This is a genomic window from Paraburkholderia heleia NBRC 101817 (assembly GCF_000739775.1).
Taxonomy (GTDB): domain Bacteria; phylum Pseudomonadota; class Gammaproteobacteria; order Burkholderiales; family Burkholderiaceae; genus Paraburkholderia; species Paraburkholderia heleia.
In genome coordinates this window covers 85,157-111,957 of sequence record NZ_BBJH01000031.1, presented here as the reverse complement: position 1 = coordinate 111,957, position 26,801 = coordinate 85,157, and the positions used below count along the sequence as shown (strand labels likewise).

Here is a 26,801-nt window from a genome sequence, read left to right as displayed (position 1 = left end):
GGCCGCGGTGACGACGACGCTCGCCGGCGACGTCCGGCGCATCGCCGCGCTGGCGTGGCCAGTGCTGATCGGCCAGCTCGCGATCATCGCGTTCGGCGTGATCGACACCGCGATGGTCGGCCGCTACTCGGCGCTCGACCTCGCCGCGCTCGGCCTCGGTTCGTCGATCTACGTCTCGGTCTATATCGCCCTCACGGGCATTCTCAGCGCGCTGCAGCCCGTTGCGGCGCAGCTCTATGGCGCGCGCAAGGACACGGAGATCGGCCTCGAGGTGCGCCAGGCGTTCTGGCTCGCGCTCGTGCTGATGGCGATCGGATTTACGATCCTCTACTTTCCCGGCCCCCTGCTCGACCTCGCGCACGCGCCCGAGGCGCTGCGCGAGCGCACCGTCGGCTATCTGCGGCTGCTCTCGTTCGGGCTGCCCGCGGCACTGGCCTTTCGTATCTACAGCTCGCTCGCCAATGCCGTGGGACGGCCGCGCCTCGTAATGTTCCTGCAGGTCGGCGCGCTCGTGCTCAAGGTGCCGCTCAACACGTGGCTCATCTTCGGCGGCCTCGGCGTGCCGGCGCTCGGCGGTCCGGGCTGCGCCCTCGCGAGCACCTCGATCAACTGGGCGCTCGCCTTGTGCGCGGCGCTCGCGCTCACGCGTGTAGACGTGTTCGCGCCGTTCGAAATCTTCAGGCACTTCTGCTGGCCCGAGTGGAAACGCCAGGCCGAGCTGCTCAAGCTCGGCATTCCGATGGGGCTTTCGTACCTGATCGAGGTGACGTCGTACACCTTCATGGCGATCTTCATCGCGCGCATGGGCACGACCACGCTCGCCGGACATCAGATCGCCGGCAACATCGGCGCGGTGCTCTACATGACGCCGCTTTCGATCGGCGTGGCGACTTCGACGCTCGTCGCCCAGGCGCTGGGCGGCGAGCGCCCGGCCGAGGCGCGTACGCTCGCGCGGCACGGCGTGGCGACGGCCGTGGCAATTGCCTGCTGCTACGGCGCGATCGTGTTCGTGCTGCGCCCGTTCATCATTGGCGGCTATACGCCGGACTCCTCCGTGGCGGTTGCGGCCATGCCGCTCGTCGCCATCGTCACCTGCTATCACGTGTTCGACGCGCTGCAGATCACCACAGCCTTCGCTTTGCGCGCCTATAAGGTCGCGGTCGTGCCGACCCTCATCTATGCGCTCGCGCTCTGGGGCGTGGGGCTCGGCGGCGGCTACGCGCTGGGCTTCGACGTGACCGGCACGATGCCCGCCTGGGCGACGGGCGCGCGCGGGTTCTGGCTCGCCAACATGGCGAGCCTCCTGATTGCCGGTGCTGGACTCCTGTTTTATCTCTCGCGGGTGAGTACGCGATTTTTGCGTGAGCGCGCGTAGCCCGTTGCCGCGAGATGCGCTCGGCGGTTAGTTGCAAACATGGCTCAATCCGCCTCGGCCTGCCGCGCCGCCTCCACGGTCTGGGCCGCATGATACGAGGAACGGACGAGCGGCCCCGCCACGACTTCGCTGAACCCCATCGCGAGCCCCGCCGCGCGCAACCCGGCAAATTCGTCGGGATGCATGTAGCGCTTCACCGGCAAATGAAACCTCGACGGTGCGAGATACTGTCCTATCGTCAGCACTTCTACGCGATGCTCGCGCAGGTCGCGCATGGTCTCGAGTAACGCTTCGTCGGTTTCCCCAAGCCCTACCATGAGCCCCGACTTCGTGACGAGCGCGCCATTGGCCGCTTTGGCGCGCGCCAGCAGATCGAGCGAACCGCGATAGTCCGCGCCCGGCCGCGCTGCGCGATAGAGCGCGGGCACAGTCTCGATGTTGTGATTGAACACGTCGGGCCATGCGTGTGAAAGCGCCTCGAGCGCGCGCGTGATTCGTCCACGAAAATCGGGCGTCAGCACCTCGACGCCGATCCCCGGCACACCCTTGCGCACCTGTGCGATGCAGCGCGCGAAGTGCGCCGCGCCGCCGTCGCGCAAGTCATCGCGATCGACCGATGTGATGACGACGTGGCGCAAGCCCAGCGCCGCAACGGCCGCCGCCAGGTGCGCGGGCTCATCCTCGTCGAGCGGCGCGGGCCGTCCGTGAGCGACATCGCAGAACGGGCAGCGCCGCGTGCAAAGGCCGCCCATGATCATGAAAGTCGCGGTGCGCTGCGCAAAGCATTCGCCGATGTTCGGGCACATGGCTTCTTCGCATACCGAATGAAGCCGGTGCTCGCGCAATACGGCCGCCACGCCCGCTACGGTCTCGCTCATGAGCGGCCGTGCACGCAGCCAGGGCGGCTTCGGCAAGACCGTGTCGCTGCCGGCGGGCGGCACGATTTTCACCGGAATCCGCGCGAGCTTCTCGCGGCTGCGCAGTCCCTCCTGACCGAGCGCCGTGCTCGACACGTGGGACGTGTGGAACGTGGCGGCCTCCATGCTCAGGCTCCTTCGTCGAAAAAGGCCTTGAGCAGGCGATTGACCTCCAGCGCCGCCTCCATCTGCACCATGTGCCCCTTGCCCGCGATCACCTCCACGCGCACCTGCGACGGCAACCCCTGCGCATGGCGCGCCGGTATGATCTGGTCGGACTCGCCCCAGATCACGAGCGCGCGCGGCGCGAGCGACGCTACGCGCGCGCGGAACACGCGCCGCTGCGCACCGCCTTCGAACGCCTGCCCGGCAATCTGGCCGAGCGCGGCCTGCACGCCTTCGAGCCGCTTGTACTTCACGAGATCCTCGACGAGTTGCCGCGTGACCAGCGCCGGATCGGCGAAAAGCTTCGTCACATGCGGCTTGAGCGCATTGCGGTTCGCCGCCGCGACGAAGCCCTCGATATACGCGCCGTCGATCTCGCTGCCCAGACCCGCGCTGGAGATCAGCGCGAGCGAAGCCACGCGCCCGGGCGCCTGCTCGGCCACCGCCATGGCCACCGCACCGCCCAGCGAGTGCCCGACGAGATGCGCCTGGTCGATCTTCTGCGCGTCGAGAAACGCGAGCACGCTTTGCGCAAGCTCGTCGAGGCTCCCGCTCTCGAGCGCCTTGCCCGACTCGCCGTGCCCCGGCAGATCGAGCGCCCAGACGGTGCGCTGCGCCGCGAGATCGGTGTGGTTGAAGAGCCAGTTGTTGAGATCGCCGCCAAAGCCGTGGATCAGCACGACAGGCACGCCCTCGCCTTCCCCCTGCTTCAGGTAGCGCACGGTCCTGCCGCCGATCTGCGACTTCTCCGGTTGCGGCCCCGCGTCGGCGTCGCCCGCCTGCGCAGGCACGAAGTCGCGCTGGAATTCGGCCACCGCGGCGTCGATATCCGCGTCGGCCGCTTCGGCATCGGCGACCACGCCCAGCAGCGCGCCCACCGGCAGCGTGTCGCCCTCCTGCGCGATCTGCCGCCGCAACACGCCCTCGAACGCGCACTCGACGCCTGACGCGATCTTGTCGGACTCGACGTCGAGCAGTTCATCGCCCTTGCTGACCTTGTCGCCGGGGGACTTGAGCCAGCCGTTCACCTGGCCCTGCTCCATCGACAGGCCCCATTTGGGCATCGTGATCATGTGAATCGGCATGACTTCAGCTCCTTGCTGCGCGCGCGGCTTCGGCGATCTTGTCTGCCGAAGGGATGTAGAGGTCTTCGAGCGATGCCGCGAACGGCACCGGCGTATGCGGCGCCGTGACCATGCCGACCGGCGCCTTGAGCTCCTTGAACGCTTTTTGGCCGACGAGCGCGGCGATGTCGGTTGCGATCGAGCAGCGCGGGTTCGCTTCGTCCACGACGACGACCCGGCCCGTGCGGCGCGCGCTTTCGAGAATCGTTTCCTCGTCGAGCGGCGACGTGGTGCGCAGATCGATCACGTCCGCCTCGATGCCGTCTTTCGCGAGCTTCCGCGCGGCGTCGAGCGCGTAGTGGACCATGCGGCCATAGGTGACGATCGTGACGTCGTCGCCATCGCGCACGATGTTGGCCTCGCCGAACGGAATCGAATAGGATTCCTCCGGAACGTCGCCTTCCATCGTGTAGAGCAGCTTGTGCTCGCAGAAAATCACGGGATCGTTGTCGCGAATCGCCTCGATCATGAGGCCTTTTGCGTCATAGGGCGTGGCGGGGCACACGACCTTCAGCCCGGGAATATGCGTGAATAGCGACGTGAGCATCTGCGAGTGCTGCGCAGCCGCGCGCAAGCCCGCCCCGTACATGGTGCGAATCACGACCGGCGTGACCGCCTTGCCGCCAAACATGTAGCGGAACTTCGCCGCCTGGTTGAAGATCTGGTCGAAGCACACGCCCATGAAATCGATGAACATCAACTCCGCGACCGGACGCATGCCGCATGCCGCCGCGCCCACGGCCGTGCCGATAAAGCCGCCTTCCGAAAGCGGCGTATCGAGCACGCGCCCGGGGAACTTGCCGTAAAGGCCCTTCGTCACGCCGAGCACGCCGCCCCACGCGTCCTGTTCGCCGGGCGCACCCGCGCCGCCCGCATTGTCTTCGCCCATCACGATCACGCTCTCGTCGCGGCCCATCTCCTGGGCCAGCGCTTCGTTGATGGCCTGCGAATAGGTGATTTTCCGTGCCATTTTCGTCTCCTTGATCTGGAATCCTGATTACTTGAGCGCACGGCGCTTAAGGGTACGACACGTACACGTCGGTGAGCAGCGCCTCAGCGGCCGGCAGCGGCGCGGCCTTGGCCTGCGTCACGGCATCGTCGATCAGCTGCTTCACTTCGGTGTCCACCTTGCGCAGATCGTCGCTGCTCGCGAGTTCGGCGCGCACCACGCGCTCCTCGAAGCGCTTGAGACAGTCCTTTTCTTCGCGCAGTTTCTGCACTTCGCCAGGCGCGCGGTAGGTTTGCGCGTCGCCTTCGAAATGGCCGAAATAGCGCGAGAGTTTCATTTCCACGAGCGTCGGGCCGCCGCCGCTGCGCGCGCGTGCGATGGCTTCGCCCAGCGCCTCGTGCACGGCGAAAAAGTCGAAGCCGTCGACAATCACGCCCGGCATGCCGAAGCCGTTCGCACGGTCCGCGATGTTGTCGGCCGCGACCGACCATGTGGAAGACGTCGCCTCGGCATAGCCGTTGTTCTCCGCGACGAAGATCACCGGCAGGCGCCACACGGAGGCGAGATTCATCGACTCGAAGATCACGCCCTGGTTCGACGCGCCGTCACCGAAGAAGCACACGCCCACGCCGCCGGTTTTCTTCTGCCTGGCAGCGAGCGCCGCACCGCAGGTGAGCGGCCCCCCGGCGCCCACAATGCCGTTCGCGCCCAGCATGCCCTTCGACAGATCGGCGATATGCATCGAGCCGCCCTTGCCCCGGCACGAGCCCGTGGCCCGGCCGTAGATCTCGGCCATCATCTCGCGCACGTCCACGCCCTTGGCAATGCAGTGGCCGTGGCCGCGGTGCGTGGTGGCAACGTAGTCGGCATCGTTCAGATGGCTCATCGTGCCGACTGCGGACGCCTCCTCGCCCGCGTACAGGTGCACGAAGCCTGGAATTTCGCCGGTCGCGAATTCGACGTGCAAGCGTTCCTCGAACTCGCGAATCGTGCGCATCGAGCGATACGCGGTGAGCAACTGCTCCTTGTTCAACTGAACTGACATGGTTGTCTCCTGAATGTACGACGCTGTACCGCTCTGGTTCAAGCCTGCTGCAGGAAATGCCAATGCTCCTAATGAAACGTAAAACCGCCGTCGACGTTCACCGACTGGCCCGTGACGTTGTCCATCGTCGCGAAGAACAGGGCGAGCCGCCCCATGTCCTCCGGCGTTTGCGCGCGGCCCTGCGGGATCAGCGTGATCTGATGGCGCTGCCAGGACGCTTCGACGCTCTCGCCCTCGTTCTTCCATTCGTCGGACAGCCGGTCCCACATATACGTGCGCACGATGCCGGGACATATTGCGTTCACGGTGATGCCTTCGCGCGCGACTTCCTTGGCGAGCGCGTTGGTGAAGCCGACCACCGCGAATTTCGAGGCGCTGTAATGCGCGAGATTCGGGAATCCTTCCTTGCCCGCGATCGAAGCGACGTTGATGATCCGACCGCGCTTTTGCGTACGGAAATGCGGCAACGCAGCCTTGCAGCCTAGGAACACGCCTTTCGCATTGACGCCCATGACGAAATCCCAGTCCCGCTCGGTTAATTCGGATACCGGATTAATGGAAATCACGCCGGCGCAGTTCACGAGAATATCGAGACCGCCGAATTCCGAGAGCGCCTGCGAGACCAGCCCTTCGAGCTGAACGGCCTGGGTGACGTCGACCTTGGCGAAGGCGGCGCGTCTGCCCAACGCCCGTATTTCATCCGCAGTCGCGGCAAGCGGTTCTTCGAGCAGATCCGCGAGCAGCACGTCCGCGCCGGCCTGCGCGAGCGTGAGCGCAATGCCGCGGCCGATGCCGCGTGCGCCGCCAGTCACGATCGCGACCTGGCCTTTCAAGGGTGTGTCCATACTGATGTCTCCTTCTTTCGGTTACGAGTGGTGGAAGCAAGCCAGATCGCTAGGCACGCGCGGCGGCCTCGCGCAGCAACTGGTGCGACGCCGCATAACGCAGCGTGCGCGCGACATCGACGGTCAGCGGACCGTTCCAGTCGAGCGTGACTTCATAGCGGTCGCCGCGCGCCGGTTCGATCTCACGCTCGCCGTCGAACGCGAGCGTGCCGTGGTCCGCTTCGAGTGACAGCGCCACGCCGACTTCGAGGCGCTGGCAGGTGCGCATCGTCAGGCGCTCGACGCGGCCCGGCGCAATCGGCGCCAGCAACGGGACGCCCACGCCGCTGCCCTCGGGCGCGCCCGCCTGCGCGAACGTCATATGCAGGCCGTGTGCCGCGTCGCGCCCGACTGGCGCCCACGCCCCGCCAATCGACGAGAGACCGATGCCGTCGGGCGGCGCAAAGGTCAGAAAAAGCGATTCGATATCCGAACTTTCCGAAATCGCGCGCGCACCGATGAACAGCTGACGCGCCACGCAAATGTCGACCAGCGCGATTTCCTCGCGCCCGCGCGACGGCCCTTCCACGCAGCGCGCGACGAGCCGCTTGTTGCGCGAGAGCGCCGCCTCCGCGGGCACCGCGCCGGTCGCGACGAGCGCGCCAGCGAGGCCCGCGACGGTGGCCTCGCGCAGTTCGGGAAAGGCGTTGTTGGTGCCCGTCGAGAGCGCGAGCAGCGGCGTCGTGCCGCAATGCGCCGCGACGGCGCGATGGGTGCCGTCGCCGCCCAGCACCGCGATCAGCGCAACTTCCTCACGCACCATGTAATCGACGCCGGCGTGCGTATCGGCAACGCTTTCGCTCACGGGCAGATCGACGAACACGACCTCGGGCCAGGGCTCGTGCGCGGCAATGGCCGCGTGCGTCTCGATCGCGCGCAGGAGCAGCGCGGCCACGCCGGTGTTGTCGCGCAGCGTGAGCACGCGCGCCACGCCGAGCGCGCCCAGGCCCGCGAGCAGGCGCACCACCATGTTCGCCTTCTCGGCCGTGGGAAAGACGGATGCATGCGAAGTGAGACGGCGGATGTCGCGGCCCGATGCGGGGTTCGCGATCACGCCTACGGTCACGGGCGTCGTCACGGGTCTTGTCTCCTGATGGCGTCGCACCTTGAATTGCCGTGCGCCGCTTCTGCCGGCAGACTCTGCAAGCGTCATGCCAATGACGCCGACGGCGCGATGCTTCCGCGTAGAAGGCCGCGTGACGGGGTTCCGCGGCGGTTCTGCGACAATCGCGCGCCGTGGCGCCGGCGCGATTGGCGTCGCGCGCGGCGTCTCAGCCGCCGTCTCGCGCGGGCAATGCGCCGGTCGCGCCGGCCGCCGCCCGCGCGACGCAAAGCGTGCATCGCCCCGCGTGGCGTACCCGAGCGGCGAGCGGGCACCGCTGTCCACCGCGCCGGAATGCGCGACGCGACACGCTGAGACGATCGTCTCAGCTGTCTCGCATGCTGCGCTGCGGTGTGATCGCGCGCAAAGGATGTGCTACAAAAGACTCCCGCCGAACGCTTTCCGGTCCGACGTAACCCGACCTTACCCCGACGCTCTTTGCGAGCCATCGTCTGGAACCGCTCATGCCCTACGCCCTTGCGTCTACCCGGCACGCCGAGCGCGTGCGCGGCGCCGTAGAAGGCCGGCTGCCCGCGCCGGCCGATTCGCCGCGCCTCGTCTCGTCGTGGCAGCGCTCGTTCGAACGCTATCAGCTGGACCCCGGCTCCGTGATCGGCCCGCGCGTGCTGAGCGCCGCCGAGCTGCGCGAGATCCGCGATCGCGAAGAGTCCTTTTTGCGCGCCTCGGGCCAATGTCTCACGCGGCTGCACGACATGGTGCGCGAGGCCGATTACTGCGTGATGCTGACCGACGCGCACGGCGTGACCATCGACTACCGCCTCGACCGCGAGCGGCGCAACGACTTCAAGCACGCGGGGCTCTATATCGGCTCGTGCTGGTCCGAGAGCGAGGAAGGCACCTGCGGCATCGCGAACGTGCTCACCGATCTTGCGCCCATCACGGTGCACAAGACCGACCATTTCCGCGCCGCGTTCACCACGCTCACGTGCAGCGCGGCGCCGATCTTCGCGCCGGGCGGCGAGCTGATCGGCGTGCTCGATGCGTCGGCCGTGCAGTCGCCCGACAACCGCGAGAGCCAGCGCATCGTCAACCAGCTCGTGCGCCAGAGCGCCACGCTCATCGAAGACGGCTATTTCCTGCATCGCCTCGCGTCGTGCTGGATACTCTTCGGTCACCAGAATCGCAATTACGTGGAAGCGCAACCCGAGCTGCTGATTGCCTTCGACGAGAACGGCAACGTGGTCGCCGCGAACCGGCGCGCGCGCGAATGCGTGCCTTGTCTGGACGGGCCGCGTCACATCGACGAGATCTTCGATTCGTCGCACGTGCAGTTGCGCGACATCGGACGCATCGAAACCATCGCCGCGCTGCGTCTGCGCGCGAACGGCTCGATGCTGTACGCGCGCATTCGCGCGCCGCTCGGAGCCAGCGGTTACGGCGGACATAATGGACACAGCGCACGCAGCGGCCACGGCGGGGGCGCCGCGCATGGCGCCATGCCGCTGCGGCGCGACGCCGCCGACGCGCACGAAGACGACCGCAGCGCGCTCGGCCCCTTCCTGCGCAGCGCCGACGCGCGCGTGGCCGAGAACGCGCGCATCGCGCAGCGCGTGGCGGGCAAGCGCCTGCCGATCCTGCTGCTCGGCGAAACCGGCGCCGGCAAGGAAGTGTTCGCACGCGCCATTCACGACGCCAGTGCGCGCCGCAATCGCCCGTTCATCGCAGTGAATTGCGGGGCGCTGCCCGAGTCGCTGATCGAGAGCGAGCTGTTCGGCTATGCTCCGGGCGCGTTCACCGGGGCGCGCCGGCACGGCGCGCGCGGCAAGATCGCAATGGCCGACGGCGGCACGCTCTTTCTCGACGAGATCGGCGATATGCCGCTCGCGCTGCAGACCCGCCTGTTGCGCGTGCTGGCCGAGGGCGAAGTCCTGCCGCTCGGCAGCGAAACGCCGGTGCGCGTCGACCTCGACGTGGTCTGCGCAACGCACCGGGACCTCGCGCGGATGGCGAGTGCGGGCGCGTTCCGCGACGATCTCTACTACCGCTTGAGCGGCGCCGTGCTCACGCTGCCGCCGCTGCGCGAGCGACGCGACATCGCGATGCTCATCGACACGGTCTTCGCGGAAGAAGCGCAGGCCGCCGGCCGGCCGCTCGCGCTCGACGCCACGCTCGCTATGCGGCTCGCGAAATTCGCGTGGCCCGGCAACCTGCGGCAACTGCGCAATGCGATGCGCTACGCATGCGCCGTATGCGACACCGTGTTGGTCGAAGCGCGGCACCTGAGCGCCGACCTCGCGGCGAGCCTGCCGCAACACGCGCCGCACGTGGCGCCCTGCTCCCCAGCCGCTATTCCGCCAGCGACGCCAGCGCCGCCGCTCTCCGACGAGGACGAGCGCGCACGCATCGTCGCGGCACTCACGGCCCACCGCTGGCGTCCGAACGCCGCCGCGCAGGCGCTAGGCATCTCGCGCGCGACGCTCTACCGGCGCATGGCGAAGCTCGCCATCGTCGGGCCTCATCGCATTTGAGCCGGCCTGAACTGAAAGCCGCGCGTTTCGCGTCGCCCGATGGCACAAAAGTATTAAATATTGTGCGGTGCGATTTACTTGCCACACGTCGGCCGGTATAAATCGAGCGCCCGCGATCCACGGATGCGCCATCTGGCCTATTCTTGTACCGCAGCCCCCTTCGCTGGATGCGTCGTCCGTTCCCGGCTCACAGAAATGCCCTCAATGGAGTGATTGCCATGCTCAAGAAGCTGCTGATGCTGTTCCTCGCAATCGGCCTGTCGCTGTCCGCCGTGCTCGCCGCAGCCGTGGAAGTGAACACCGCCGACCAAACTGCGCTCGAATCGGTCAAGGGTATCGGCCCCGTCCATGCCAGGGCGATCATCGACGAACGCACGAAGAACGGCCCGTTCAAGGACGCCGACGACCTCGTGAACCGCGTCAAGGGCATCGGCCCGAAGTCGGTGCAGAACCTCGAGGCGGCAGGGCTCACGATCAACGGCTCCTCGGCGCCGCCGGCGGGCAAGACGGCTAGCGCGCAAAGCAGCAAAAGCGGCAGCAGGAGCGCCGCTGCCAAGAGCGCCGCACCCGCCGCGACCACGGCCAATCCGATGACGGCGCAGACGCCGGCGGCCGCGACCCCGACGCAAGCCGCCTCGGAAACGGCGGCCGGCAAGGCGAAACACAAGAGCAAGAAGGACAAGGCAGCCGCGGCAGCCAGTGCGTCCGAAGCAGGCTCCGCTGCGGCTGCGCCGGCCTCGGCATCCGATACGAAAGCGAAAAAACCGAAGAAGTCGAAGAAGGACAAGGCAGCTTCCGCCGCGGCCGCTTCCGGCGCCTGATTGCCGCCAACGTCCGGCGCGTGCAAGCCGCGCACCGGAGTTCGAATCGCGGCGCCGCGTGCGCCGTCCGACTTACCGGCCGCGTCCCCCGGCGCGGCCATCATCCAGAGAGATCGTCATGAGTCTGCTAGATACCCTCGGTTCCCTGCTCGGTTCGCAGTCGCAGCAGCAAGGCGGCGGCCAGGCCCAGCTCCTCGCCGCGGCGATGGAGTTCGTCAACAACCAGCCCGGCGGCCTGAACGGCCTCATCGAGAAGTTCCAGCAAGGCGGCCTCGGCGACGTGGTGCAGTCGTGGGTCGGCAACGGCGAGAACCAGCCCGTTTCGGCAGATCAACTGCACAACGTCCTCGGCTCGGACGTCGTCTCGGGTCTCGCGCAGAAGGTCGGCATGCAGCCCGACCAGGTGAGCGGGCTGCTCGCCCAGGTGCTGCCGCACGTGGTCAACGCGGGCACGCCGAATGGCGAAGTGCCGCAGGGCGGCCAGATCAACGCCGAGAGCGTGCTCGGCACGCTTGGCGGGCTTGCGTCGCTGTTCGGCGGCGGCAACAAGCAGGCGTAAGCGTTTCTTTGCAGGCGTGAAAAAAGGGCAGCGGATCGCTCCGCTGCCCTCTTCGTTTCGGCTGAGCGCGCGCCTGCCGCCACGCGCCTCACCCGAGGCTTGCTGCTCGCCTTAGTGCACCACGCGCTCGAACACGAACTTGCCGTCGTGCACGTCGACCGGAATCACATCCTTCGGTCCGAACTTGCCGGCGAGGATCAGCTTGGCGACCGGGTTCTCGATCTCCTGCTGAATCGCGCGCTTGAGCGGCCGTGCGCCGAACAGCGGGTCGTAGCCGACCTTGGCGATCTGGCCCAGCGCCTCGTCCGACACCATGAGCTCCATGTCGAGCTTCTCCAGACGCTCGCGCAGACGCTGCAGCTGGATCTTCGCAATCGACTCGATATTCGAGCGATCGAGCGCATGGAACACCACGACCTCGTCGATCCGGTTCAGGAACTCGGGGCGGAACTGCTGCTTCACTTCGTTCCACACGGCGTCCTTCACGGCTTCCTGCGGCTCGCCCGCCATCGCCTGAATCAGGTGCGAGCCGAGGTTCGACGTCATCACGATCACGGTGTTCTTGAAGTCGACGGTGCGGCCCTGGCCATCGGTCATGCGGCCGTCGTCGAGCACCTGCAGCAGCACGTTGAACACGTCCGGGTGCGCCTTTTCGACTTCGTCGAGCAGGATCACGCTATACGGCTTGCGGCGCACGGCCTCGGTCAGATAGCCGCCTTCTTCGTAGCCCACGTATCCCGGCGGCGCGCCGATCAGGCGCGCCACGCTGTGCTTCTCCATGAACTCGCTCATGTCGATGCGGATGAGATGATCTTCCGAATCGAACAGGAAGCCCGCCAGCGCCTTGCACAGCTCGGTCTTGCCCACCCCCGTCGGCCCGAGGAACAGGAACGAGCCGTACGGCCGGTTCGGGTCCGAGAGACCGGCGCGCGAGCGGCGAATCGCGTCGGCAACGGCCGAAATGGCCTCATCCTGGCCCACCACGCGCTCGTGCAGCTTCTCTTCGATCTGCAGCAGCTTTTCGCGCTCGCCCTGCATCATGCGCGAAACCGGAATGCCGGTCGAACGCGACACGACTTCCGCGATTTCCTCGGCGCCCACGAGCGTGCGCAGCAGGCGCAACCGCGTGGGATTGTTCTGCTCGTTCGCCTCGGCCAGCGTCACCTGCTTGAGCTGCGCTTCGAGTTCCGGCAGCTTGCCGTACTGCAGTTCCGCCACCTTCTCGAGCTTGCCTTCGCGCTGGAAGCGATTGATCTCCGCGCGCACGCGGTCGATCTCTTCCTTGATCTGCGCACCGCCCTGCACCGCGGCCTTCTCGGTGGTCCAGATCTCTTCGAGGTCCTTGTATTCGAGGCTCAGTCGGTCGATCTCTTCCTCGATCAGCTGCAGACGCTTTTGCGACGCTTCGTCCTTCTCCTTCTTGACGGCCTCGCGCTCGATCTTCAGCTGGATCAGGCGGCGATCGAGCTTGTCCATGGCTTCGGGCTTCGAGTCGATTTCCATCTTGATCTTCGAAGCGGCTTCGTCGATCAGATCGATGGCCTTGTCGGGCAGGAAGCGGTCGGTGATGTAGCGATGCGAGAGCTCGGCCGCCGCGACGATCGCCGGATCCGTGATTTCCACGCCGTGGTGCAGTTCGTACTTCTCCTTCAGGCCGCGCAGGATAGCGATGGTCGCCTCGACCGACGGTTCATCGACAAGCACCTTCTGGAAGCGGCGTTCGAGCGCGGCGTCCTTTTCGATGTACTTGCGATATTCGTCGAGCGTCGTTGCGCCGATGCAGTGCAGCTCGCCGCGCGAGAGCGCCGGCTTGAGCATGTTGCCCGCGTCCATCGCGCCTTCGGCCTTGCCCGCGCCGACCATCGTGTGAATTTCGTCGATGAAGACGATGGTCTGCCCTTCGTCCTTGGCGATGTCGTTGAGCACGGCCTTCAGGCGTTCCTCGAACTCGCCGCGATATTTCGCGCCGGCGAGCAGTGCGGCCATGTCGAGCGAGAGCACGCGCTTGCCCTTGAGCGTTTCGGGCACTTCACCGTTGACGATGCGCTGCGCGAGCCCTTCGACGATGGCCGTCTTGCCCACGCCCGGTTCGCCGATCAGGACCGGATTGTTCTTGGTGCGGCGTTGCAGGATCTGGATCGAGCGGCGGATTTCGTCGTCGCGGCCGATCACGGGGTCGAGCTTGCCCGAACGCGCGCGCTCGGTCAGATCGACCGTGTACTTCTTGAGCGCTTCGCGCTGGCTCTCGGCGTCCTGGCTGTGCACCTGGGCGCCGCCGCGCACCGCGACGATCGCGGCTTCGAGCGCCTTGCGCGTCAAGCCGTGCTGGCGCGCGAGACGCCCCGCTTCGCCCTTGTCCTCGGCAACGGCGAGCAGGAACATCTCGCTCGCGATATACGTGTCGTTGAGCTTCTGCGCTTCCTTGTCGGCCTGATTGAGCAGACCCGTGAGTTCGCGGCCGATCTGCACGTTGCCGTCGGTGCCTTGCACCTGCGGCAAGCGGTTGATGGCGTCGTTCAGCGTGTTCTGCAGCGCCTGGACCTGCACGCCCGCACGCGACATGAGCGAGCGCGCGGAGCCGTCCTGCTGCGCGACGAGCGCCGCCAGCAGGTGAACGGGTTCGATGTACTGGTTATCGTGGCCCACCGCGAGGCTTTGCGCGTCGGCGATGGCTTCCTGGAACTTGGTGGTGAGTTTGTCGATTCTCATTTGATGCGAGGCCTCCAGATTTCTAGACTGTCACCAAATTTGAGGGGGGACGCGCCGGTTTCAAGCGCTTTGGCGTCATTTTTTCCGATTTCCGGGATTCGGGCGCGGGCAGCGTCCAGCGTCAATGTGTTCAGGGCGTGAGAAAACCGGGAAAGCCTGCGAGGCGGCCGCTGCCGCACGAGCCGACGCGCCACAGCTGAGTGCCGCGGTGCGAAAAAGAAAAAAATGAAGAGGTGCTGCTGACGTGCCCTTCAATGCTCGCGCGAAGACGCGGCTCGAGCCGCCTGGGCGCGCGGCGTGAACTGGATCGGCGCGAGGCCGAGCAGGCCGGTCAATTCGCCTGCCGGCTGCGCCAGCTCGCCGATGGTATGGCGGTCGAGTTCCGCGAGGAACGCGTCGCGCGCCGCCGCCAGTGCGTGCTTGAGCCGGCACTGCGGCTCGATGACGCAGCTACGCCGGTCGCCGTGTTCGTCCGGAAAACAGCCGACGAGCGAAAAGTCGCTTTCGGTCTCACGAACGACTGCACCAACGCTCAGATCGAGCGAAGCCGGCGCGAGCCGCAAGCCCCCATTGCGCCCGCGAACGGTGTCGACCCAGCCAAGCTCGCCAAGGCGCTGCACGACTTTCATCAGATGATTCTTCGAAACGCCGTAGGCGTCCGAAATCTCCTGGATCGTGGCCAGGCTGTCGCGACGCAGAGCGAGATACAACATCACGCGCAGCGAATAGTCGGTGTAGTCGGTCAGTCTCATGGCGATGGCAATGACGCAGAAGGTGCGAGTGACATAATTGCATACAATAACATGCAGCTAGCATGCAGGTTTTGCCCGGACCAGGTATGATTGCCACTTCGATGGTCACTTCGCAGTGCCTGGCAGCTTGCGTGCGGCCCACTGCCGCATCGTGCCGGCGCCCCGCCGCCGCCTACACTCCAGGCACTCCAGCTATCACCCAGGCTCCAAATGATTCGTCCCGACACCCGCCCCACTGCCGCGCTGCATGCCCAGCCGACCGAAGAGAACATCCGCGAACTCGTCTACGCGTTCTACGACCGCGTACGCAGCGACGCCATGCTCGGTCCGGTGTTCGACGGCGTGCTCGCCGGACGTTGGGACGAACATCTGCCCAAGATGTGCCGCTTCTGGACGAGCCTCGTGCTCGGCACCAAAAGCTACCGCGGCAATGTGCAACAGGCGCATGATCCGGTGCCCGGTGTCGAGCCTCAGCATTTCAGCCGCTGGCTCTATCTATTCCTCGATACGGTTCAGGCCCGCTACGAGCCCGCGGCGGCGGTGCAGTTCATGGAACCCGCGCTGCGTATCGCGCAAAGCCTGCAACTCAGCCGCTTTGGCTGGGACTACACGATTCCCCCTGAGCAACAGGCGCTTCTCGATCGTGTAGCGCCGCGCAGGCACCCTGCCGGACACGGCCACGACTTGCCTGCGCGCCCGACCGGCGAGCCGTTTCCGGCGCGTTTCGTGGGCCGCCAGATGAATGTGGACGAGAACACGCCGGCAGAGTGAGGGCATCTGCTTCGATGCGATGTGCCGAAATAGGCGGTTAGTTGCGTTAGTTGGTTGAGCTGGATAGGTCACGGGTGAGCTGAATCCGGCTCCGCCGCGGCAGACGAACGCCTAGCTGCGCCCCTGCGAAGCATTTCCCGATGCCACCCCCCAGCGCGCCAGCGCCGTATCGTCACTCTCGCGGGCATCGACCCAGCGTGCGCCCTGCTCCGTCTCTTCCTTCTTCCAGAACGGCGCCTCGGTTTTGAGGTAGTCCATGACGAACTCGCAGGACGCGAAGGCATCGCCGCGATGCTTCGAGGTGGTCGCGACGAGCACGATCTGGTCGAGCGGCGCAAGCTTGCCCACCCGGTGCACGATCAGCACCTCGATGCCTGCCCAGCGCCGCTGCGCCTCTGCGGCGATCGCTTCCAGCGCCTTCTCGGTCATGCCAGGGTAGTGCTCGAGTTCGAGCGAGGCGATCGTGCTGCCGTCGTTCAGGTCGCGCACCGTGCCGACGAAGCACGCCACAGCGCCGATCGCCGGATTGCGCGCGCGCAACTGCGCAACCTCTGTCGTGAGGTCGAAATCTTCCGTTTGTACGCGCACGGTCATCATGTGTCTCCTGGCGCGCTCAGCCGCCCGTCACAGGCGGGAAAAACGCCACCTCGCAGCCCTCGGTGATGCGCGTGCGCGGATCCGTCATCACGTGATTGCAGGCCATGCGCAGCGCGCGGCCTTCCGCCAGCGTCTCGGCCCACACACCGCCGCGCGCGCGCAGCCAGCCGCGCACGTCGCCGACTGTCACGACGGCATCCGGCAGCGTGACCGTTTCGTCCGCGACGCCCAGCGCCTCGCGCACACTCGCAAAAAATTTCAACTGGATCTTCATCGCTCGGTGTTTCAAATAAGGCGTTTCAGTACAGCAATTCGGTGAAGGGAATAAAGCGCACGGTCTCGCCCGCGCTGATCGCATGATTGGGCGGATTATCGATGAGACCGTCGCCCCAGACCGTGGAGGTAAGGACCGCCGAACTCTGGTTCGGGAACAGGTCGAGACCGCCAGCCGGGTTCACGCGCGCGCGCAGGAATTCGTTGCGGCGGTCGCTCTTCGCCTGGGCGAAGTCGGCGCGCAGCGAGAGCGCGCGCGGGCTCACGTGCGTCGCGCCCGCGAGCCGCAGCAGAAACGGACGCACGAACAACAGAAAGGTGACGAAACTCGAGACCGGATTGCCCGGCAACCCGATGAAGAACGCCTCGCCGGCCGCCGCGTCCGTCGCCCCTTGCGCCCGGCGCACCGCGCCGAACGCGAGCGGCTTGCCCGGCTTCATGGCGATCTGCCACAGGTTGATGCGGCCTTCGGCCTCGACCGCGGGCCGCACATGATCCTCCTCGCCGACCGAGACCCCGCCCGAGGTTAGGATGAGGTCGTGGGCGGAGGCCGCCTCGCGCAGCGTCGCCCGCGTGACGTCGAGCTGGTCCGGCACGATGCCGTAGTCGGTGACTTCGCAGCCGAGGTTGCGCAAGAGGCCCGTGAGTGTGAATCGGTTCGAGTTGTAGATCGCGCCGGGCTTGAGCGGCTCGCCCGGCATCGTCAGTTCGTCGCCGGTGAAGAACACCGCGACCCTCACGCGGCGCACGACGGCGAGCGCGGCGCACCCGACCGATGCCGCGAGCCCGAGCGCCGCCGGCGTGAGGCGCGTGCCCGCCGGCAGGATCACCGTGTTCTTGCGGATGTCCGCGCCCTGCGCCGTGATCCATTCGCCCGCCTTGGGCGTGTGCAGAAAGGTGACGGCGTCTTGCGCGGCCTCGGTCTGCTCCTGCATCACCACGGCGTCCGCGCCCGGCGGCACCGTCGCGCCCGTGAAGATGCGCGCCGCCGTGCCCGCCGCAAGCGGCTGTGGCGCGTGGCCCGCGGGAATGCGCTGCGAAACCGGCAGATGGCGGCTGCCTTGCGCGAGATCGGCCACGCGCACCGCGTAGCCGTCCATCGCGCTGGTATGCATCGGCGGCACGTCGAGCGGCGAGACGACGTCTTCGGCGAGCACGCGGTTCAGCGCCTCGACCGTCGAAATCGTTTCAGCGCCGGCGAGCGGCTGCGCTGCGGCAAGCAGCGTGGCGAGGGCGTCGGCGGTGGAGAGCATCGGCGCGCGCGGCGCGGGCGCAGCGGAAGGCGGGGACGTAGGCGTGGACATCGAGGTCGTCTCGGACTTGGCGGTGAGGCCGCCAGCAGCGGTTGGTCTGCCGTTATTGTAGCGGCGCGACCGGCGCGCCGTGCCGCGTGCCGTGGATATCCCTGGCGTGCTGTGCATGCAATACGTGCGAGCGCGCAGGATCGGCGGGCGTGCTGCAGCGGCCGAGTCCGACCAACCCGCCGCCTGAAAGCTGATGCGATGTCGACGCGCCGGGACCGCGAGCCGATCCGGCCCCGGCTGCGCCGATCAATGCGCGGTGTGAGCGGCGATATAGTCCTTCACGCGCCGGGCGTCGGCAGGCACGACTTCGAAGCGCTGCGGCAGCGCCTCGATGCCTTCGAACGCCGCCGGACGTTCCGGCTCACGGTCCAGCGCTTCGCGGATCGTCTCGCCGAACTTCACCGGCTGCGCGGTTTCGAGCACGATCATCGGCACGCCCGGCTGCAGGTGTTCGCGGGCGACCTTCACGCCGTCGGCCGTGTGGGTGTCGATCATCGTCCTGTAGCGCGCGTAGATGTCGCGAATCGTGGCGATGCGGTCGTCGTGGCTGCTGCGGCCCGAAACGAAGCCGAACTGCTTCACGCGCGCGAAGTCGCCGCTCGCCACGAGATCGAAGCCGCCCTTCTCCTCGACGTCGCGGAACAGCTGCGTCACGCGCGCCGGATCGCGGCCGAGCAGATCGTAGACGAAGCGCTCGAAGTTCGACGCCTTCGAGATATCCATGCTCGGGCTCGTCGTGTGATACGTCTCGGCCGAGCCGCGCACGCGATAAATGCCGGTGCGGAAGAACTCGTCGAGCACGTCGTTCTCGTTGGTCGCGACCACGAGCTTTTCGATCGGCAGGCCCATCATGCGTGCGATGTGGCCTGCGCACACGTTGCCGAAGTTGCCCGAGGGCACCGTGAACGAGACGCGCTCGTCGTTCGACTTCGTCGCCGCGAAGTAGCCGGCGAAGTAGTACACGACCTGGGCCACGACGCGCGCCCAGTTGATCGAGTTGACCGTGCCGATCTTCTGCTGCGCCTTGAACGCGTGGTCGTTCGAAACCGCCTTCACGATGTCCTGGCAGTCGTCGAACACGCCTTCCACGGCGAGGTTGAAGATGTTCGGATCCTGCAGGCTGAACATCTGCGCCGTCTGGAACGCGCTCATCTTCCTGTGCGGCGAAAGCATGAACACGCGCACGCCCTTCTTGCCGCGCATGGCGTATTCAGCCGCGCTGCCGGTGTCCCCCGACGTCGCGCCGAGAATGTTCAGCTCCTGGCCGGCCTTCGCGAGCGCGTACTCGAACAGGTTGCCGAGCAGTTGCATCGCCATGTCCTTGAACGCGAGCGTCGGACCGTTCGAGAGCTCGAGGAGCGAGAGCTGCGCGCCGTTTTCCTCGCCCAGCATGGTGAGCGGCGTGATCCTGCTCGCGTCTTCGCCGTGGCGCACGTTGCGGTACGTCTCGCCGGTGTAGGTGCGGCGCGTGATATCGCGCAGGTCCTCGGCCGGAATGTCGCCGGCGAACTTCGAGAGGATCTCGAACGCGAGATCCGCGTACGAAAGGCCGCGCCAGCGCGCCAGTTCCTCCTTGCCGATCTGCGGATAACTGGCCGGCAGATACAGGCCGCCGTCGCGCGCGAGGCCGCCCAGCAGGATGTCGGAAAACGAATGATGCTCGCCGGCGCCCGCGCCGCGCGTAGATACGTAATTCATAGCCGCCGTTCCAGATTTGCCTTAGTTCAGTCCTTCCATGCGCAGCTTCGTGACCGGCGACTTCACCGTCGCGAGCTTTTCGATCTGCGCGATCGCCGCATTGACGTTCTTCTCGATCGTCTCGTGCGTGATCAGGATGATGTCGGTTTCCGCCTTGCCGTGCGCGTCGACCTGCTCGGCTTCCTTTTGCAGCAGCGCGTCGATCGAGATGCCGCTGTCCGCGAGGATGCGCGTGATGGCCGCCATCACGCCGGTCTGGTCCGCCACGCGCAGGCGCAGGTAATAGCCGCTCGTGACTTCGTCGATCGGCAGGATCGGCGTGTTCGAGAGACTGTCCGGCTGGAACGCCAGATGTGGCACGCGGTGCTCGGGGTCGGCCGTGTGCAGGCGCGTCACATCCACGAGATCGGCCACCACGGCGGATGCCGTCGGCTCGGCGCCCGCGCCCTTGCCGTAGTACAGCGTCGTGCCCACGGCGTCGCCGTGCACGACCACGGCGTTCATCGCGCCTTCCACGTTGGCGAGCAGGCGCTTGGCCGGAATCAGCGTGGGGTGCGTGCGCAGCTCGATGCCGCGGTCGGTGCGGCGCGCGATGCCGAGCAGCTTGATGCGATAGCCCAGTTCTTCCGCGTACCTGATGTCGATGGCGTCGAGCTTGCTGATGCCTTCCACGTAGGCGCGGTCGAACTGCACGGGCACGCCGAACGCGATCGCGCTCATGATCGTGGCCTTGTGCGCGGCGTCCACGCCTTCGATGTCGAAGGTCGGGTCGGCTTCGGCGTAGCCCAGTTCCTGCGCGGCTTTCAATGCGGTCGCGAAGTCGAGCCCGCGCTCGCGCATTTCCGAGAGGATGTAGTTCGTCGTGCCGTTGATGATGCCCGCGATGTACTGGATGCGGTTGGCCGTGAGGCCTTCGCGCAGCGCCTTGATGATGGGGATGCCGCCCGCCACCGCCGCCTCGAACGCGACCATCACGCCCTGGGCGCGCGCCGCTTCGAAGATCTCGGTGCCGTGCACCGCCAGCAGCGCCTTGTTCGCCGTGACGACATGCTTGCCGTTGGCAATGGCGCGCAGCACGAGATCCCTGGCGAGCGTCGTGCCGCCGATCATTTCGGCGACGATCGAAATCGAGGGATCGTCGACCACGGCGTTGAAGTCGGTCGTCAGATCGACGCTGCCGGCTTCACCGCCGAGCGCGGCCGCAGCCTTGGCCGGGTTGCGCACGGCGATGCGCGCCACCTCGATGCCGCGGCCCGCGCGGCGTCTGATTTCTTCCTGGTTGCGGCGCAGTACCGTGAAGGTGCCGCTGCCCACCGTGCCGAAGCCCAGCAGACCTACTTTGATCGGATCCATGCAGCGTGTGTTCGTCCAAGTGTTTGAAAAGGGAATGCGTGTGACGGGTTCAGGTGCCGTACCGCTGGCGATAGCCGTCGAGAAAACGCGCGATGCGGTTGATCGAATCGGTCAGATCGTCGACGTTCGGCAGGAACACCACGCGGAAGTGGTCCGGCTGCTTCCAGTTGAAGCCCGTGCCCTGCACGAGCAGCACGCGCTCCTGCAGCAGCAGGTCGAGGATGAACTGCTGGTCGTTCTCGATCGGATAGAGCTTCGGGTCGAGGCGCGGAAACATGTAGAGCGCCGCCTCGGGCTTCACGCAGGTCACGCCCGGAATGGCCGTGAGCATGTTGTACGCCAACTCGCGCTGGCGATAGAGACGCCCGCCCGGCTGGATCAGCTCGTTGATGCTCTGGTAGCCGCCCAGCGCCGTCTGGATCGCGTACTGGCCCGGCACGTTCGCGCACAGCCGCATCGAGGCGAGAATGCCGAGGCCCTCGGTGTAGTCCTTCGAGCGGCGGCGGTTCTCGCCCGTCATGCCCGAGAGGAACATCCAGCCCGCCCGATAGCCGCACGCGCGATAGCTCTTCGACAGGCTGTTGAACGTGACGGTGAGCACGTCTTCGGAGAGCGAGCCGAGCGCCGTGTGCGTCTTGCCGTCGTAGATGATCTTGTCGTAGACCTCGTCGGCGAACAGGATCAGGCCGTGCTCGCGCGCGATCGCAACGAGCCCGCGCAGCAGGTCGTCCGAATAGAGCGCGCCGGTCGGGTTGTTCGGGTTGATGACGACGATCGCGCGCGTGTTCGGCGTGATCTTCGAGCGGATGTCGTCGAGGTCGGGCATCCACGCATTCGACTCGTCGCAGATGTAGTGCACGGGCGTGCCGCCCGAGAGGCTCACCGCCGCCGTCCAGAGCGGATAGTCGGGCGCGGGCAGCAGCACTTCGTCGCCGTCGTTCAGGAGCGCCTGCATGGCCATGACGATCAGTTCGGACGCGCCGTTGCCGATATAGATGTCGTCGAGCTCGACACCCTTGATGCCCTTTTGCTGCGCGTAATGCATGATCGCCTTGCGCGCGGCGAACACGCCCTTCGAATCCGAATACCCCGAGGAGCCGGGCAGGTTCAGGATCATGTCCTGGATGACCTCATCGGGTGCGTCGAAACCGAACGGCGCGAGATTGCCGATGTTCAGCTTGATGATGCGATGGCCTTCTTCTTCGAGGCGCTTCGCGTGCTCGAGCACCGGCCCGCGGATGTCGTAGCAAACGTTCTGGAGCTTGTTGGATTTGAGAATCGGTTTCACGGCGGGCTATCGGTCAGAGAAGCGGTCAGAGAAGCGGTCAGAGAATCGTCAGGGCCACAGGCGAGTAAGACGCGGTAAAAGGGCTGGAACAGGCTGAAATGCCGTCGACCGGGCCGGCGGATGGCGCCTTGGCGGACAAGACAGGCAAGGGAGCCGGGGACGGCCCCGGCGGGACAAAAGCCGTGCATGGTCACGAGGGGAGCGCCGGGCGCACGCGCGACGCCTCGGAAAGCGTACGCTGACTGCCCGGGCACCCCAAAACCGTCCGGCAGCTTGTGGCTGCCCTCGCCCGATGCGCGGATGGCACGCTTCCCGGTCGCTTCCTGGTCTAGCGGTGGCCTACCGGTGGTCTACTGGTGGTCTACCCGCGGGCGCCGCCGCAGCGGCGGCTAAAAAGCTATAATTTAGCGGATTTTGACCAACTTCCGCAATGCGCAATCGGCCAGGAGGCGGGTCGCGAAGCGGGTGACAAGGCGGGCCGCAAGGCGGTTCGCGCCGCGGCCGGCGTCGGCACAGGATATGCGCCTCCTCGCTTGCGCACCCGACCTGTCCTTACCCCGGAACCCCGTTTTGAAACTACACCAGGACTCCAGCGCCGCGCTGAACACCGTGACCGGTTACGGCGCCGACTATGTCGAAGTGAACCTCGAACGCCATACGGGCAGCATCATCGTGATGCCCGAATCGCCGGTCACCCCCTGGCCGGTGCAGTCGTTCGACGCCCTCACGCCCGAACTCTTCGAGATGCTTCTTCCGCTGAACCCCGAAGTCGTCGTATTCGGCAGCGGAGAGCGGCTGCGCTTTGCGCACCCGCGCCTGACCGCGGCGCTCGCCGCGAAGCGCATCGGCGTCGAAGCGATGGACTTCAAGGCCGCCTGCCGCACCTACAACATCCTCATGGCCGAAGGCCGCCGCGTGGCGGCCGCGCTTCTGATCGAAAGCTGACGCGCCTTAAGCTTGCCATCAGGTCGCCGCACGGCGGCGTAGTACACTTGCGCGCCGCGTGCGTAGCGCGCCGTGTACGCGTCGCGCTGGCCGCGCGCGGCCAGCGCGCGCTTCGCACCCCGACCGCAATGACCGCAACGACTGCAACAAGAACAGGCTGAAATCCATGAACGATACGCCACCCAGGCTACCGCTCAACCGCAGCGCGATCCTGCTCCTGATCCTCGCCCTCGCCGTGATCTGGTTCCTGCCGCTCGGCTGGCGCCACCTGCTGCCGAGCGACGAAGGCCGCTACGCCGAAATGGCGCGCGAAATGCTCGCAAGCGGCGACTGGATCACGCCGCGCTACAACGGCTACAAGTACTTCGAAAAACCCCCGCTGCAAACCTGGATGAACGCGCTCACGTTCGCGTGGTTCGGCATCGGGGAATGGCAGGCGCGCCTCTACACGGCGCTCACCGGCTTCGCGGGCGTGCTGCTGATCGGCTTCACCGGCGCACGTGTGTTCAATGCCGCCACGGGCTTCTTCGCCGCGGTCGTGCTCGCCTGCGCGCCGTACTGGAACCTGATGGGCCATTTCAACACGCTCGACATGGGCCTGTCGTTCTGGATGCAGCTCACGCTGTGCGCGCTGCTGCTCGCGCAGCGTCCGAACCTGCCCAAAGCGAATGCGCGCCTGTGGATGTGGGTGTGCTGGGCCGCCATGGCGATGGCGGTGCTGTCCAAGGGCCTCGTCGGCCTGATCCTGCCGGGTGCCGTGCTCGTGCTCTATACCGCGATTACGCGCGACTGGGCGCTCTGGAAGCGCCTCTATCTCGTGAGCGGCCTGATCCTGTTCTTCGCGATTGTGGCGCCGTGGTTCATCCTCGTGCAGCAGCGCAACCCCGAGTTCTTCAACTTCTTCTTCATCGTCCAGCAGTTTCAGCGCTACCTCACGCCCGCGCAGAACCGCCCAGGCCCCTTTTACTACTTCGTGCCGGTCATGCTGGTGGGATTCCTGCCGTGGCTTTCGGTGAGCGTGCAGAGCGTGCGCCATGCGCTGCGCACGCCGCGTCAGCCCAACGGGTTCTCGCCCGTCATGCTGATGCTCGTGTGGACGGTGTTCATTTTCCTGTTCTTCAGCGCCTCGCACTCGAAGCTCGTCTCCTACGTCCTGCCGATCGCACCGCCCGTTGCGCTCGTCATCGGCATGTATTTGCCGCTCATGACGCGCGCCCAGTGGAACAGGCACCTCGCCGGCTACGCGGTCCTCGGCGTCGTGCTGATGGCAGGCTCGTTCGTGCTCACGCGGTTCGGCGACGCGCGCAATCCGAACGCGCTCTACCGTGAGTTTCAGGTCTGGGTGTTCGCCGCGGCCGCGGTGGCCTTCGTCGTCACCATGGTCGGCCTGCGCCTGAACCGGGCGAAGCGCACGCCCGAAACCGGCGCGCGCGCACCGGCGCTCGCGCTCGGCACCGCGTGGCTGCTTCTCGCGACCATTGCGGGCACGGGCCACGACGTGTTCGGCACCCTGAGTTCCGGCGCGCCGCTCGCGCCCGCGGTGCGCGCCGCCGTCGCGAAGCTGCCGCCCGGCACGCCGTTCTACTCGGTGGGCGTACTCGACCACACCATGCCCTTCTACGTGCGCCATACGATGACGATGGTCGAGGTCACCGACGAGCTGGCCTTCGGCATCTCCGAGGAGCCGCAAAAATGGGTGCCGACCATTGCCGACTGGGAGGCGCGCTGGAAGTCCGACCGCTATGCGCTCGCGCTGATTCCGGTGAAGCGCTACGAAGAACTGGCCGCGCAGGGCCTGCCGATGCAGGTGATCGCCCGCGACGCGCGGCGCGTGATCGTTGAAAAACCCGTTGAAAAGCCGCAGTCCTGAGCGCTTCCCGGCCCCAATTGACGCATGCGCGATAATTGGGCCGGGCCGCGCAGGTACACGCCGCCCGGCCCCCGCCACAACCCGATAACCTGTTGAACCGCCCTTTCCGATGAATCCGATTTCCCTCATCTGCATCCTTGCCGGCGTCGGCCTCAACGCGTGTGCGCAACTGTTGCTGAAAGCGGGTGTCAATGCCGTTGGACACTTCGAATTCAGCCGTGCGAACATCTTGCCCATCGGCTTGAAGCTCGCGACGCAAGTGCCGATTCTCGGCGGGCTCACCTGCTACGTGTTCAGCGTGGTCGTGTGGATCGTCGGGCTCTCGCGCGTGGACGTCTCGATCGCCTACCCGATGCTCTCGCTCGGCTACGTGGTCAATGCATTCGCCGCGTGGTATCTGTTCGGCGAGGTGCTGAGCGTGCAGCGGCTCGTGGGTATCGGCATCATCCTGATCGGCGTGTTCGTGCTCGCGCGCAGCTGACGCGCCGCGGCCCACGCGCCTGGCGCGACTGCTTGCAGCGCGGCGCCTTGCGCCCATATAAGCATTTCGTAAGATGCGCCGCGGCAGCCTTGTTGCCCGGCCCCACTTTCTGACGAGCAAAGAGCAAAGCACTCATGACCCAGTCATCCCCGCAGTCGGCCCTTCCGTTCCTGCCGTTCGTGCGCCCCGAAATCGACGAGGAAACCATCCAGGGCGTCGCCGAGGTGCTGCGCTCGGGCTGGATCACGACCGGCCCGCAGAACCAGGCGTTCGAGGCGGCGCTCTCCGAATACTGCGGCGGGCGTCCCGTGCGCACCTTCAACTCGGGCACGGCGACGCTCGAAATCGGCTTGCGCCTTGCCGGCGTGGGTCCCGGCGACGAAGTCATCACCACGCCCGCCTCATGGGTCGCGACCAGCAACGTGGTCTATGAAGTCGGCGCGACGCCGGTGTTCGCCGACATCGATCCCGTCACGCGCAACATCGACCTCGACAAGCTCGAAGCGGCCATCACGCCGAAGACGAAAGCCATCATCCCGGTCTTTCTCTCGGGCCTGCCCGTCGACATGGACCGGCTCTACGCAATCGCCCGCCAGCACAGGCTGCGCGTGATCGAGGACGCCGCGCAGGCGTTCGGCTCGAGCTGGAACGGCAAGCGCATCGGCACGATCGGCGACATCGTCTCGTTCAGCTTCCACGCCAACAAGAACCTCACGTCGATCGAAGGCGGCGCGCTCGTCCTCAATGACGAGGCCGAAGCGGTGCTTGCGCAGAAGTACCGCCTCCAGGGCATTACGCGCACGGGCTTCGACGGCATGGACTGCGACGTGCTCGGCGGCAAGTACAATCTCACGGATGTGGCGGCGCGCGTCGGGCTCGGCCAGCTCAAGCACATCGAGCGCTTCATCCGGCAGCGCCGCGAGCTTGCGCGGGCTTACTTCGCGGGCTTCGAAGGCGGCGCGGCGGTCAGGCTCGGCGTCGGCCTGCCGCTCGCCGATTTCGCCAACAGCAACTGGCACATGTTCCAGATCACGCTGCCGCTCGAGACGCTCGCGATCGACCGCGCCGGTTTCATGGGCGAACTCAAGGAGCGCGGCATCGGCTCGGGCGTGCATTATCCGGCCATCCACCTCTTCACGCTCTACCGCGAGCGCGGTTTCAGGGCGGGCATGTTCCCGCACGCGGAGCGCTTCGGCGCGAGCACGGTCACCCTGCCGCTCTTCACGCAGATGACCGAAGCCGACGTGGTGCGCGTATGCGGCGCGGTGAACGAGATCTGCGCAAAGTTTGCAAAGTCGTCGGTATAGAGGCAGTCACGCCAGTCGGGGAC

The 26,801-nt window shown here is 66.4% G+C and carries 23 protein-coding genes; 9 read left to right on the top strand and 14 right to left on the bottom strand.

Annotation, left to right across the window (positions count from 1 at the left end):
• Positions 1-7: 7 nt before the first annotated feature.
• Positions 8-1,375, top strand: coding sequence for an MATE family efflux transporter (locus tag BHE01S_RS24785; protein WP_245639847.1), 1,368 nt, complete (start codon positions 8-10; stop codon positions 1,373-1,375).
• Positions 1,376-1,419: 44 nt separating this feature from the next.
• On the opposite strand, the gene lipA is transcribed toward BHE01S_RS24785, so the two are convergent.
• From lipA to BHE01S_RS24755, 6 genes are all read right to left on the bottom strand, one after another.
• The gene (gene lipA, locus BHE01S_RS24780) at positions 1,420-2,418 is read right to left on the bottom strand and encodes a lipoyl synthase (RefSeq protein WP_042268665.1); all 999 of its coding nucleotides are present in this window, start codon (positions 2,416-2,418) and stop codon (positions 1,420-1,422) included.
• A gap of 2 nt (positions 2,419-2,420) precedes the next feature.
• Entirely contained in the window at positions 2,421-3,542 is a 1,122-nt protein-coding gene (locus BHE01S_RS24775; RefSeq protein WP_042268664.1) for an acetoin dehydrogenase dihydrolipoyllysine-residue acetyltransferase subunit, read from the bottom strand.
• Between the two features lie 4 nt (positions 3,543-3,546).
• Complete coding sequence (locus BHE01S_RS24770) at positions 3,547-4,551, bottom strand: alpha-ketoacid dehydrogenase subunit beta (protein ID WP_042268663.1); 1,005 nt, start codon at positions 4,549-4,551, stop codon at positions 3,547-3,549.
• 46 nt (positions 4,552-4,597) lie between these two features.
• Positions 4,598-5,575: a thiamine pyrophosphate-dependent dehydrogenase E1 component subunit alpha gene (locus tag BHE01S_RS24765; protein ID WP_042268662.1), complete on the bottom strand. Its 978-nt coding sequence runs from the start codon at positions 5,573-5,575 to the stop codon at positions 4,598-4,600.
• 68 nt (positions 5,576-5,643) lie between these two features.
• Positions 5,644-6,420 carry an SDR family NAD(P)-dependent oxidoreductase gene (locus tag BHE01S_RS24760; protein ID WP_042268661.1) on the bottom strand — a complete coding sequence of 259 codons (777 nt, stop codon included), beginning with the start codon at positions 6,418-6,420 and terminating at the stop codon, positions 5,644-5,646.
• Positions 6,421-6,469: 49 nt separating this feature from the next.
• Positions 6,470-7,537, bottom strand: coding sequence for an ATP-NAD kinase family protein (locus tag BHE01S_RS24755; protein WP_042268660.1), 1,068 nt, complete (start codon positions 7,535-7,537; stop codon positions 6,470-6,472).
• Positions 7,538-8,025: 488 nt separating this feature from the next.
• On the opposite strand from BHE01S_RS24755, the gene BHE01S_RS24750 reads away from it, so the two are divergent.
• From BHE01S_RS24750 to BHE01S_RS24740, 3 genes are all read left to right on the top strand, one after another.
• Positions 8,026-10,050 carry a sigma-54-dependent Fis family transcriptional regulator gene (locus BHE01S_RS24750; protein ID WP_042268659.1) on the top strand — a complete coding sequence of 675 codons (2,025 nt, stop codon included), beginning with the start codon at positions 8,026-8,028 and terminating at the stop codon, positions 10,048-10,050.
• 218 nt (positions 10,051-10,268) lie between these two features.
• Entirely contained in the window at positions 10,269-10,871 is a 603-nt protein-coding gene (locus BHE01S_RS24745) for a ComEA family DNA-binding protein (RefSeq protein WP_042268658.1), read from the top strand.
• Between the two features lie 118 nt (positions 10,872-10,989).
• Positions 10,990-11,430 (top strand): YidB family protein, encoded by a 441-nt coding sequence (locus BHE01S_RS24740; RefSeq protein WP_042268657.1) that lies wholly within the window; start codon positions 10,990-10,992, stop codon positions 11,428-11,430.
• Between the two features lie 111 nt (positions 11,431-11,541).
• Here BHE01S_RS24740 and clpB read toward each other — a convergent pair whose 3' ends face one another.
• Both clpB and BHE01S_RS24730 read right to left on the bottom strand, forming a co-directional pair.
• Entirely contained in the window at positions 11,542-14,139 is a 2,598-nt protein-coding gene (gene clpB / locus BHE01S_RS24735) for an ATP-dependent chaperone ClpB (protein WP_042268656.1), read from the bottom strand.
• Positions 14,140-14,390: 251 nt separating this feature from the next.
• The gene (locus tag BHE01S_RS24730; RefSeq protein WP_042268655.1) at positions 14,391-14,891 is read right to left on the bottom strand and encodes an Rrf2 family transcriptional regulator; all 501 of its coding nucleotides are present in this window, start codon (positions 14,889-14,891) and stop codon (positions 14,391-14,393) included.
• Positions 14,892-15,101: 210 nt separating this feature from the next.
• On the opposite strand from BHE01S_RS24730, the gene BHE01S_RS24725 reads away from it, so the two are divergent.
• The gene (locus BHE01S_RS24725) at positions 15,102-15,662 is read left to right on the top strand and encodes a group III truncated hemoglobin (RefSeq protein WP_042268654.1); all 561 of its coding nucleotides are present in this window, start codon (positions 15,102-15,104) and stop codon (positions 15,660-15,662) included.
• Positions 15,663-15,773: 111 nt separating this feature from the next.
• Here the strand turns inward: BHE01S_RS24725 and BHE01S_RS24720 are convergent, their stop codons facing one another.
• The 6 genes from BHE01S_RS24720 to BHE01S_RS24695 all read right to left on the bottom strand — a co-directional run bounded on the left by BHE01S_RS24720 (position 15,774) and on the right by BHE01S_RS24695 (position 22,175).
• Positions 15,774-16,259 carry a molybdenum cofactor biosynthesis protein MoaE gene (locus BHE01S_RS24720; RefSeq protein WP_042268653.1) on the bottom strand — a complete coding sequence of 162 codons (486 nt, stop codon included), beginning with the start codon at positions 16,257-16,259 and terminating at the stop codon, positions 15,774-15,776.
• Positions 16,260-16,275: 16 nt separating this feature from the next.
• On the bottom strand, positions 16,276-16,533 hold the full coding sequence (gene moaD, locus BHE01S_RS24715) for a molybdopterin converting factor subunit 1 (protein ID WP_042268652.1): 258 nt from the start codon (positions 16,531-16,533) through the stop codon (positions 16,276-16,278).
• Between the two features lie 25 nt (positions 16,534-16,558).
• Positions 16,559-17,836 (bottom strand): molybdopterin molybdotransferase MoeA, encoded by a 1,278-nt coding sequence (locus BHE01S_RS24710; RefSeq protein WP_245639846.1) that lies wholly within the window; start codon positions 17,834-17,836, stop codon positions 16,559-16,561.
• 246 nt (positions 17,837-18,082) lie between these two features.
• A complete protein-coding gene (gene thrC, locus BHE01S_RS24705; RefSeq protein ID WP_042268650.1) occupies positions 18,083-19,534 on the bottom strand; it encodes a threonine synthase in 1,452 nt (483 codons plus the stop codon).
• A 21-nt stretch (positions 19,535-19,555) separates the two neighbouring features.
• Complete coding sequence (locus BHE01S_RS24700; RefSeq protein WP_042268649.1) at positions 19,556-20,887, bottom strand: homoserine dehydrogenase; 1,332 nt, start codon at positions 20,885-20,887, stop codon at positions 19,556-19,558.
• A 49-nt stretch (positions 20,888-20,936) separates the two neighbouring features.
• Positions 20,937-22,175 carry a pyridoxal phosphate-dependent aminotransferase gene (locus tag BHE01S_RS24695; RefSeq protein WP_042268648.1) on the bottom strand — a complete coding sequence of 413 codons (1,239 nt, stop codon included), beginning with the start codon at positions 22,173-22,175 and terminating at the stop codon, positions 20,937-20,939.
• A 570-nt stretch (positions 22,176-22,745) separates the two neighbouring features.
• Between BHE01S_RS24695 and BHE01S_RS24690 the strand changes: the two genes are divergently transcribed.
• The 4 genes from BHE01S_RS24690 to BHE01S_RS24675 all read left to right on the top strand — a co-directional run bounded on the left by BHE01S_RS24690 (position 22,746) and on the right by BHE01S_RS24675 (position 26,778).
• Entirely contained in the window at positions 22,746-23,120 is a 375-nt protein-coding gene (locus BHE01S_RS24690) for an Mth938-like domain-containing protein (RefSeq protein ID WP_042268647.1), read from the top strand.
• A gap of 166 nt (positions 23,121-23,286) precedes the next feature.
• A complete protein-coding gene (locus tag BHE01S_RS24685) occupies positions 23,287-24,990 on the top strand; it encodes a glycosyltransferase family 39 protein (RefSeq protein WP_042268646.1) in 1,704 nt (567 codons plus the stop codon).
• A 109-nt stretch (positions 24,991-25,099) separates the two neighbouring features.
• Positions 25,100-25,471: an SMR family transporter gene (locus BHE01S_RS24680; RefSeq protein WP_028204911.1), complete on the top strand. Its 372-nt coding sequence runs from the start codon at positions 25,100-25,102 to the stop codon at positions 25,469-25,471.
• 134 nt (positions 25,472-25,605) lie between these two features.
• Positions 25,606-26,778: a DegT/DnrJ/EryC1/StrS family aminotransferase gene (locus BHE01S_RS24675; RefSeq protein WP_042268645.1), complete on the top strand. Its 1,173-nt coding sequence runs from the start codon at positions 25,606-25,608 to the stop codon at positions 26,776-26,778.
• The last annotated feature ends 23 nt before the right edge of the window (positions 26,779-26,801 follow it).

What these genes read in the sequence shown, in the direction of transcription:
- BHE01S_RS24710 (WP_245639846.1), bottom strand. Translation starts at nt 17,836, where the DNA reads ATGTCCACGCCTACGTCCCCGCCTTCCGCTGCGCCCGCGCCGCGCGCG.
- BHE01S_RS24765 (WP_042268662.1), bottom strand. Translation starts at nt 5,575, where the DNA reads ATGTCAGTTCAGTTGAACAAGGAGCAGTTGCTCACCGCGTATCGCTCG.
- BHE01S_RS24720 (WP_042268653.1), bottom strand. Translation starts at nt 16,259, where the DNA reads ATGATGACCGTGCGCGTACAAACGGAAGATTTCGACCTCACGACAGAG.
- BHE01S_RS24675 (WP_042268645.1), top strand. Translation starts at nt 25,606, where the DNA reads ATGACCCAGTCATCCCCGCAGTCGGCCCTTCCGTTCCTGCCGTTCGTG.
- BHE01S_RS24725 (WP_042268654.1), top strand. Translation starts at nt 15,102, where the DNA reads ATGATTCGTCCCGACACCCGCCCCACTGCCGCGCTGCATGCCCAGCCG.
- BHE01S_RS24745 (WP_042268658.1), top strand. Translation starts at nt 10,269, where the DNA reads ATGCTCAAGAAGCTGCTGATGCTGTTCCTCGCAATCGGCCTGTCGCTG.
- BHE01S_RS24730 (WP_042268655.1), bottom strand. Translation starts at nt 14,891, where the DNA reads ATGAGACTGACCGACTACACCGACTATTCGCTGCGCGTGATGTTGTAT.
- BHE01S_RS24740 (WP_042268657.1), top strand. Translation starts at nt 10,990, where the DNA reads ATGAGTCTGCTAGATACCCTCGGTTCCCTGCTCGGTTCGCAGTCGCAG.
- lipA (WP_042268665.1), bottom strand. Translation starts at nt 2,418, where the DNA reads ATGGAGGCCGCCACGTTCCACACGTCCCACGTGTCGAGCACGGCGCTC.
- thrC (WP_042268650.1), bottom strand. Translation starts at nt 19,534, where the DNA reads ATGAATTACGTATCTACGCGCGGCGCGGGCGCCGGCGAGCATCATTCG.
- BHE01S_RS24680 (WP_028204911.1), top strand. Translation starts at nt 25,100, where the DNA reads ATGAATCCGATTTCCCTCATCTGCATCCTTGCCGGCGTCGGCCTCAAC.
- moaD (WP_042268652.1), bottom strand. Translation starts at nt 16,533, where the DNA reads ATGAAGATCCAGTTGAAATTTTTTGCGAGTGTGCGCGAGGCGCTGGGC.
- BHE01S_RS24700 (WP_042268649.1), bottom strand. Translation starts at nt 20,887, where the DNA reads ATGGATCCGATCAAAGTAGGTCTGCTGGGCTTCGGCACGGTGGGCAGC.
- BHE01S_RS24770 (WP_042268663.1), bottom strand. Translation starts at nt 4,551, where the DNA reads ATGGCACGGAAAATCACCTATTCGCAGGCCATCAACGAAGCGCTGGCC.
- clpB (WP_042268656.1), bottom strand. Translation starts at nt 14,139, where the DNA reads ATGAGAATCGACAAACTCACCACCAAGTTCCAGGAAGCCATCGCCGAC.
- BHE01S_RS24750 (WP_042268659.1), top strand. Translation starts at nt 8,026, where the DNA reads ATGCCCTACGCCCTTGCGTCTACCCGGCACGCCGAGCGCGTGCGCGGC.
- BHE01S_RS24760 (WP_042268661.1), bottom strand. Translation starts at nt 6,420, where the DNA reads ATGGACACACCCTTGAAAGGCCAGGTCGCGATCGTGACTGGCGGCGCA.
- BHE01S_RS24775 (WP_042268664.1), bottom strand. Translation starts at nt 3,542, where the DNA reads ATGCCGATTCACATGATCACGATGCCCAAATGGGGCCTGTCGATGGAG.
- BHE01S_RS24685 (WP_042268646.1), top strand. Translation starts at nt 23,287, where the DNA reads ATGAACGATACGCCACCCAGGCTACCGCTCAACCGCAGCGCGATCCTG.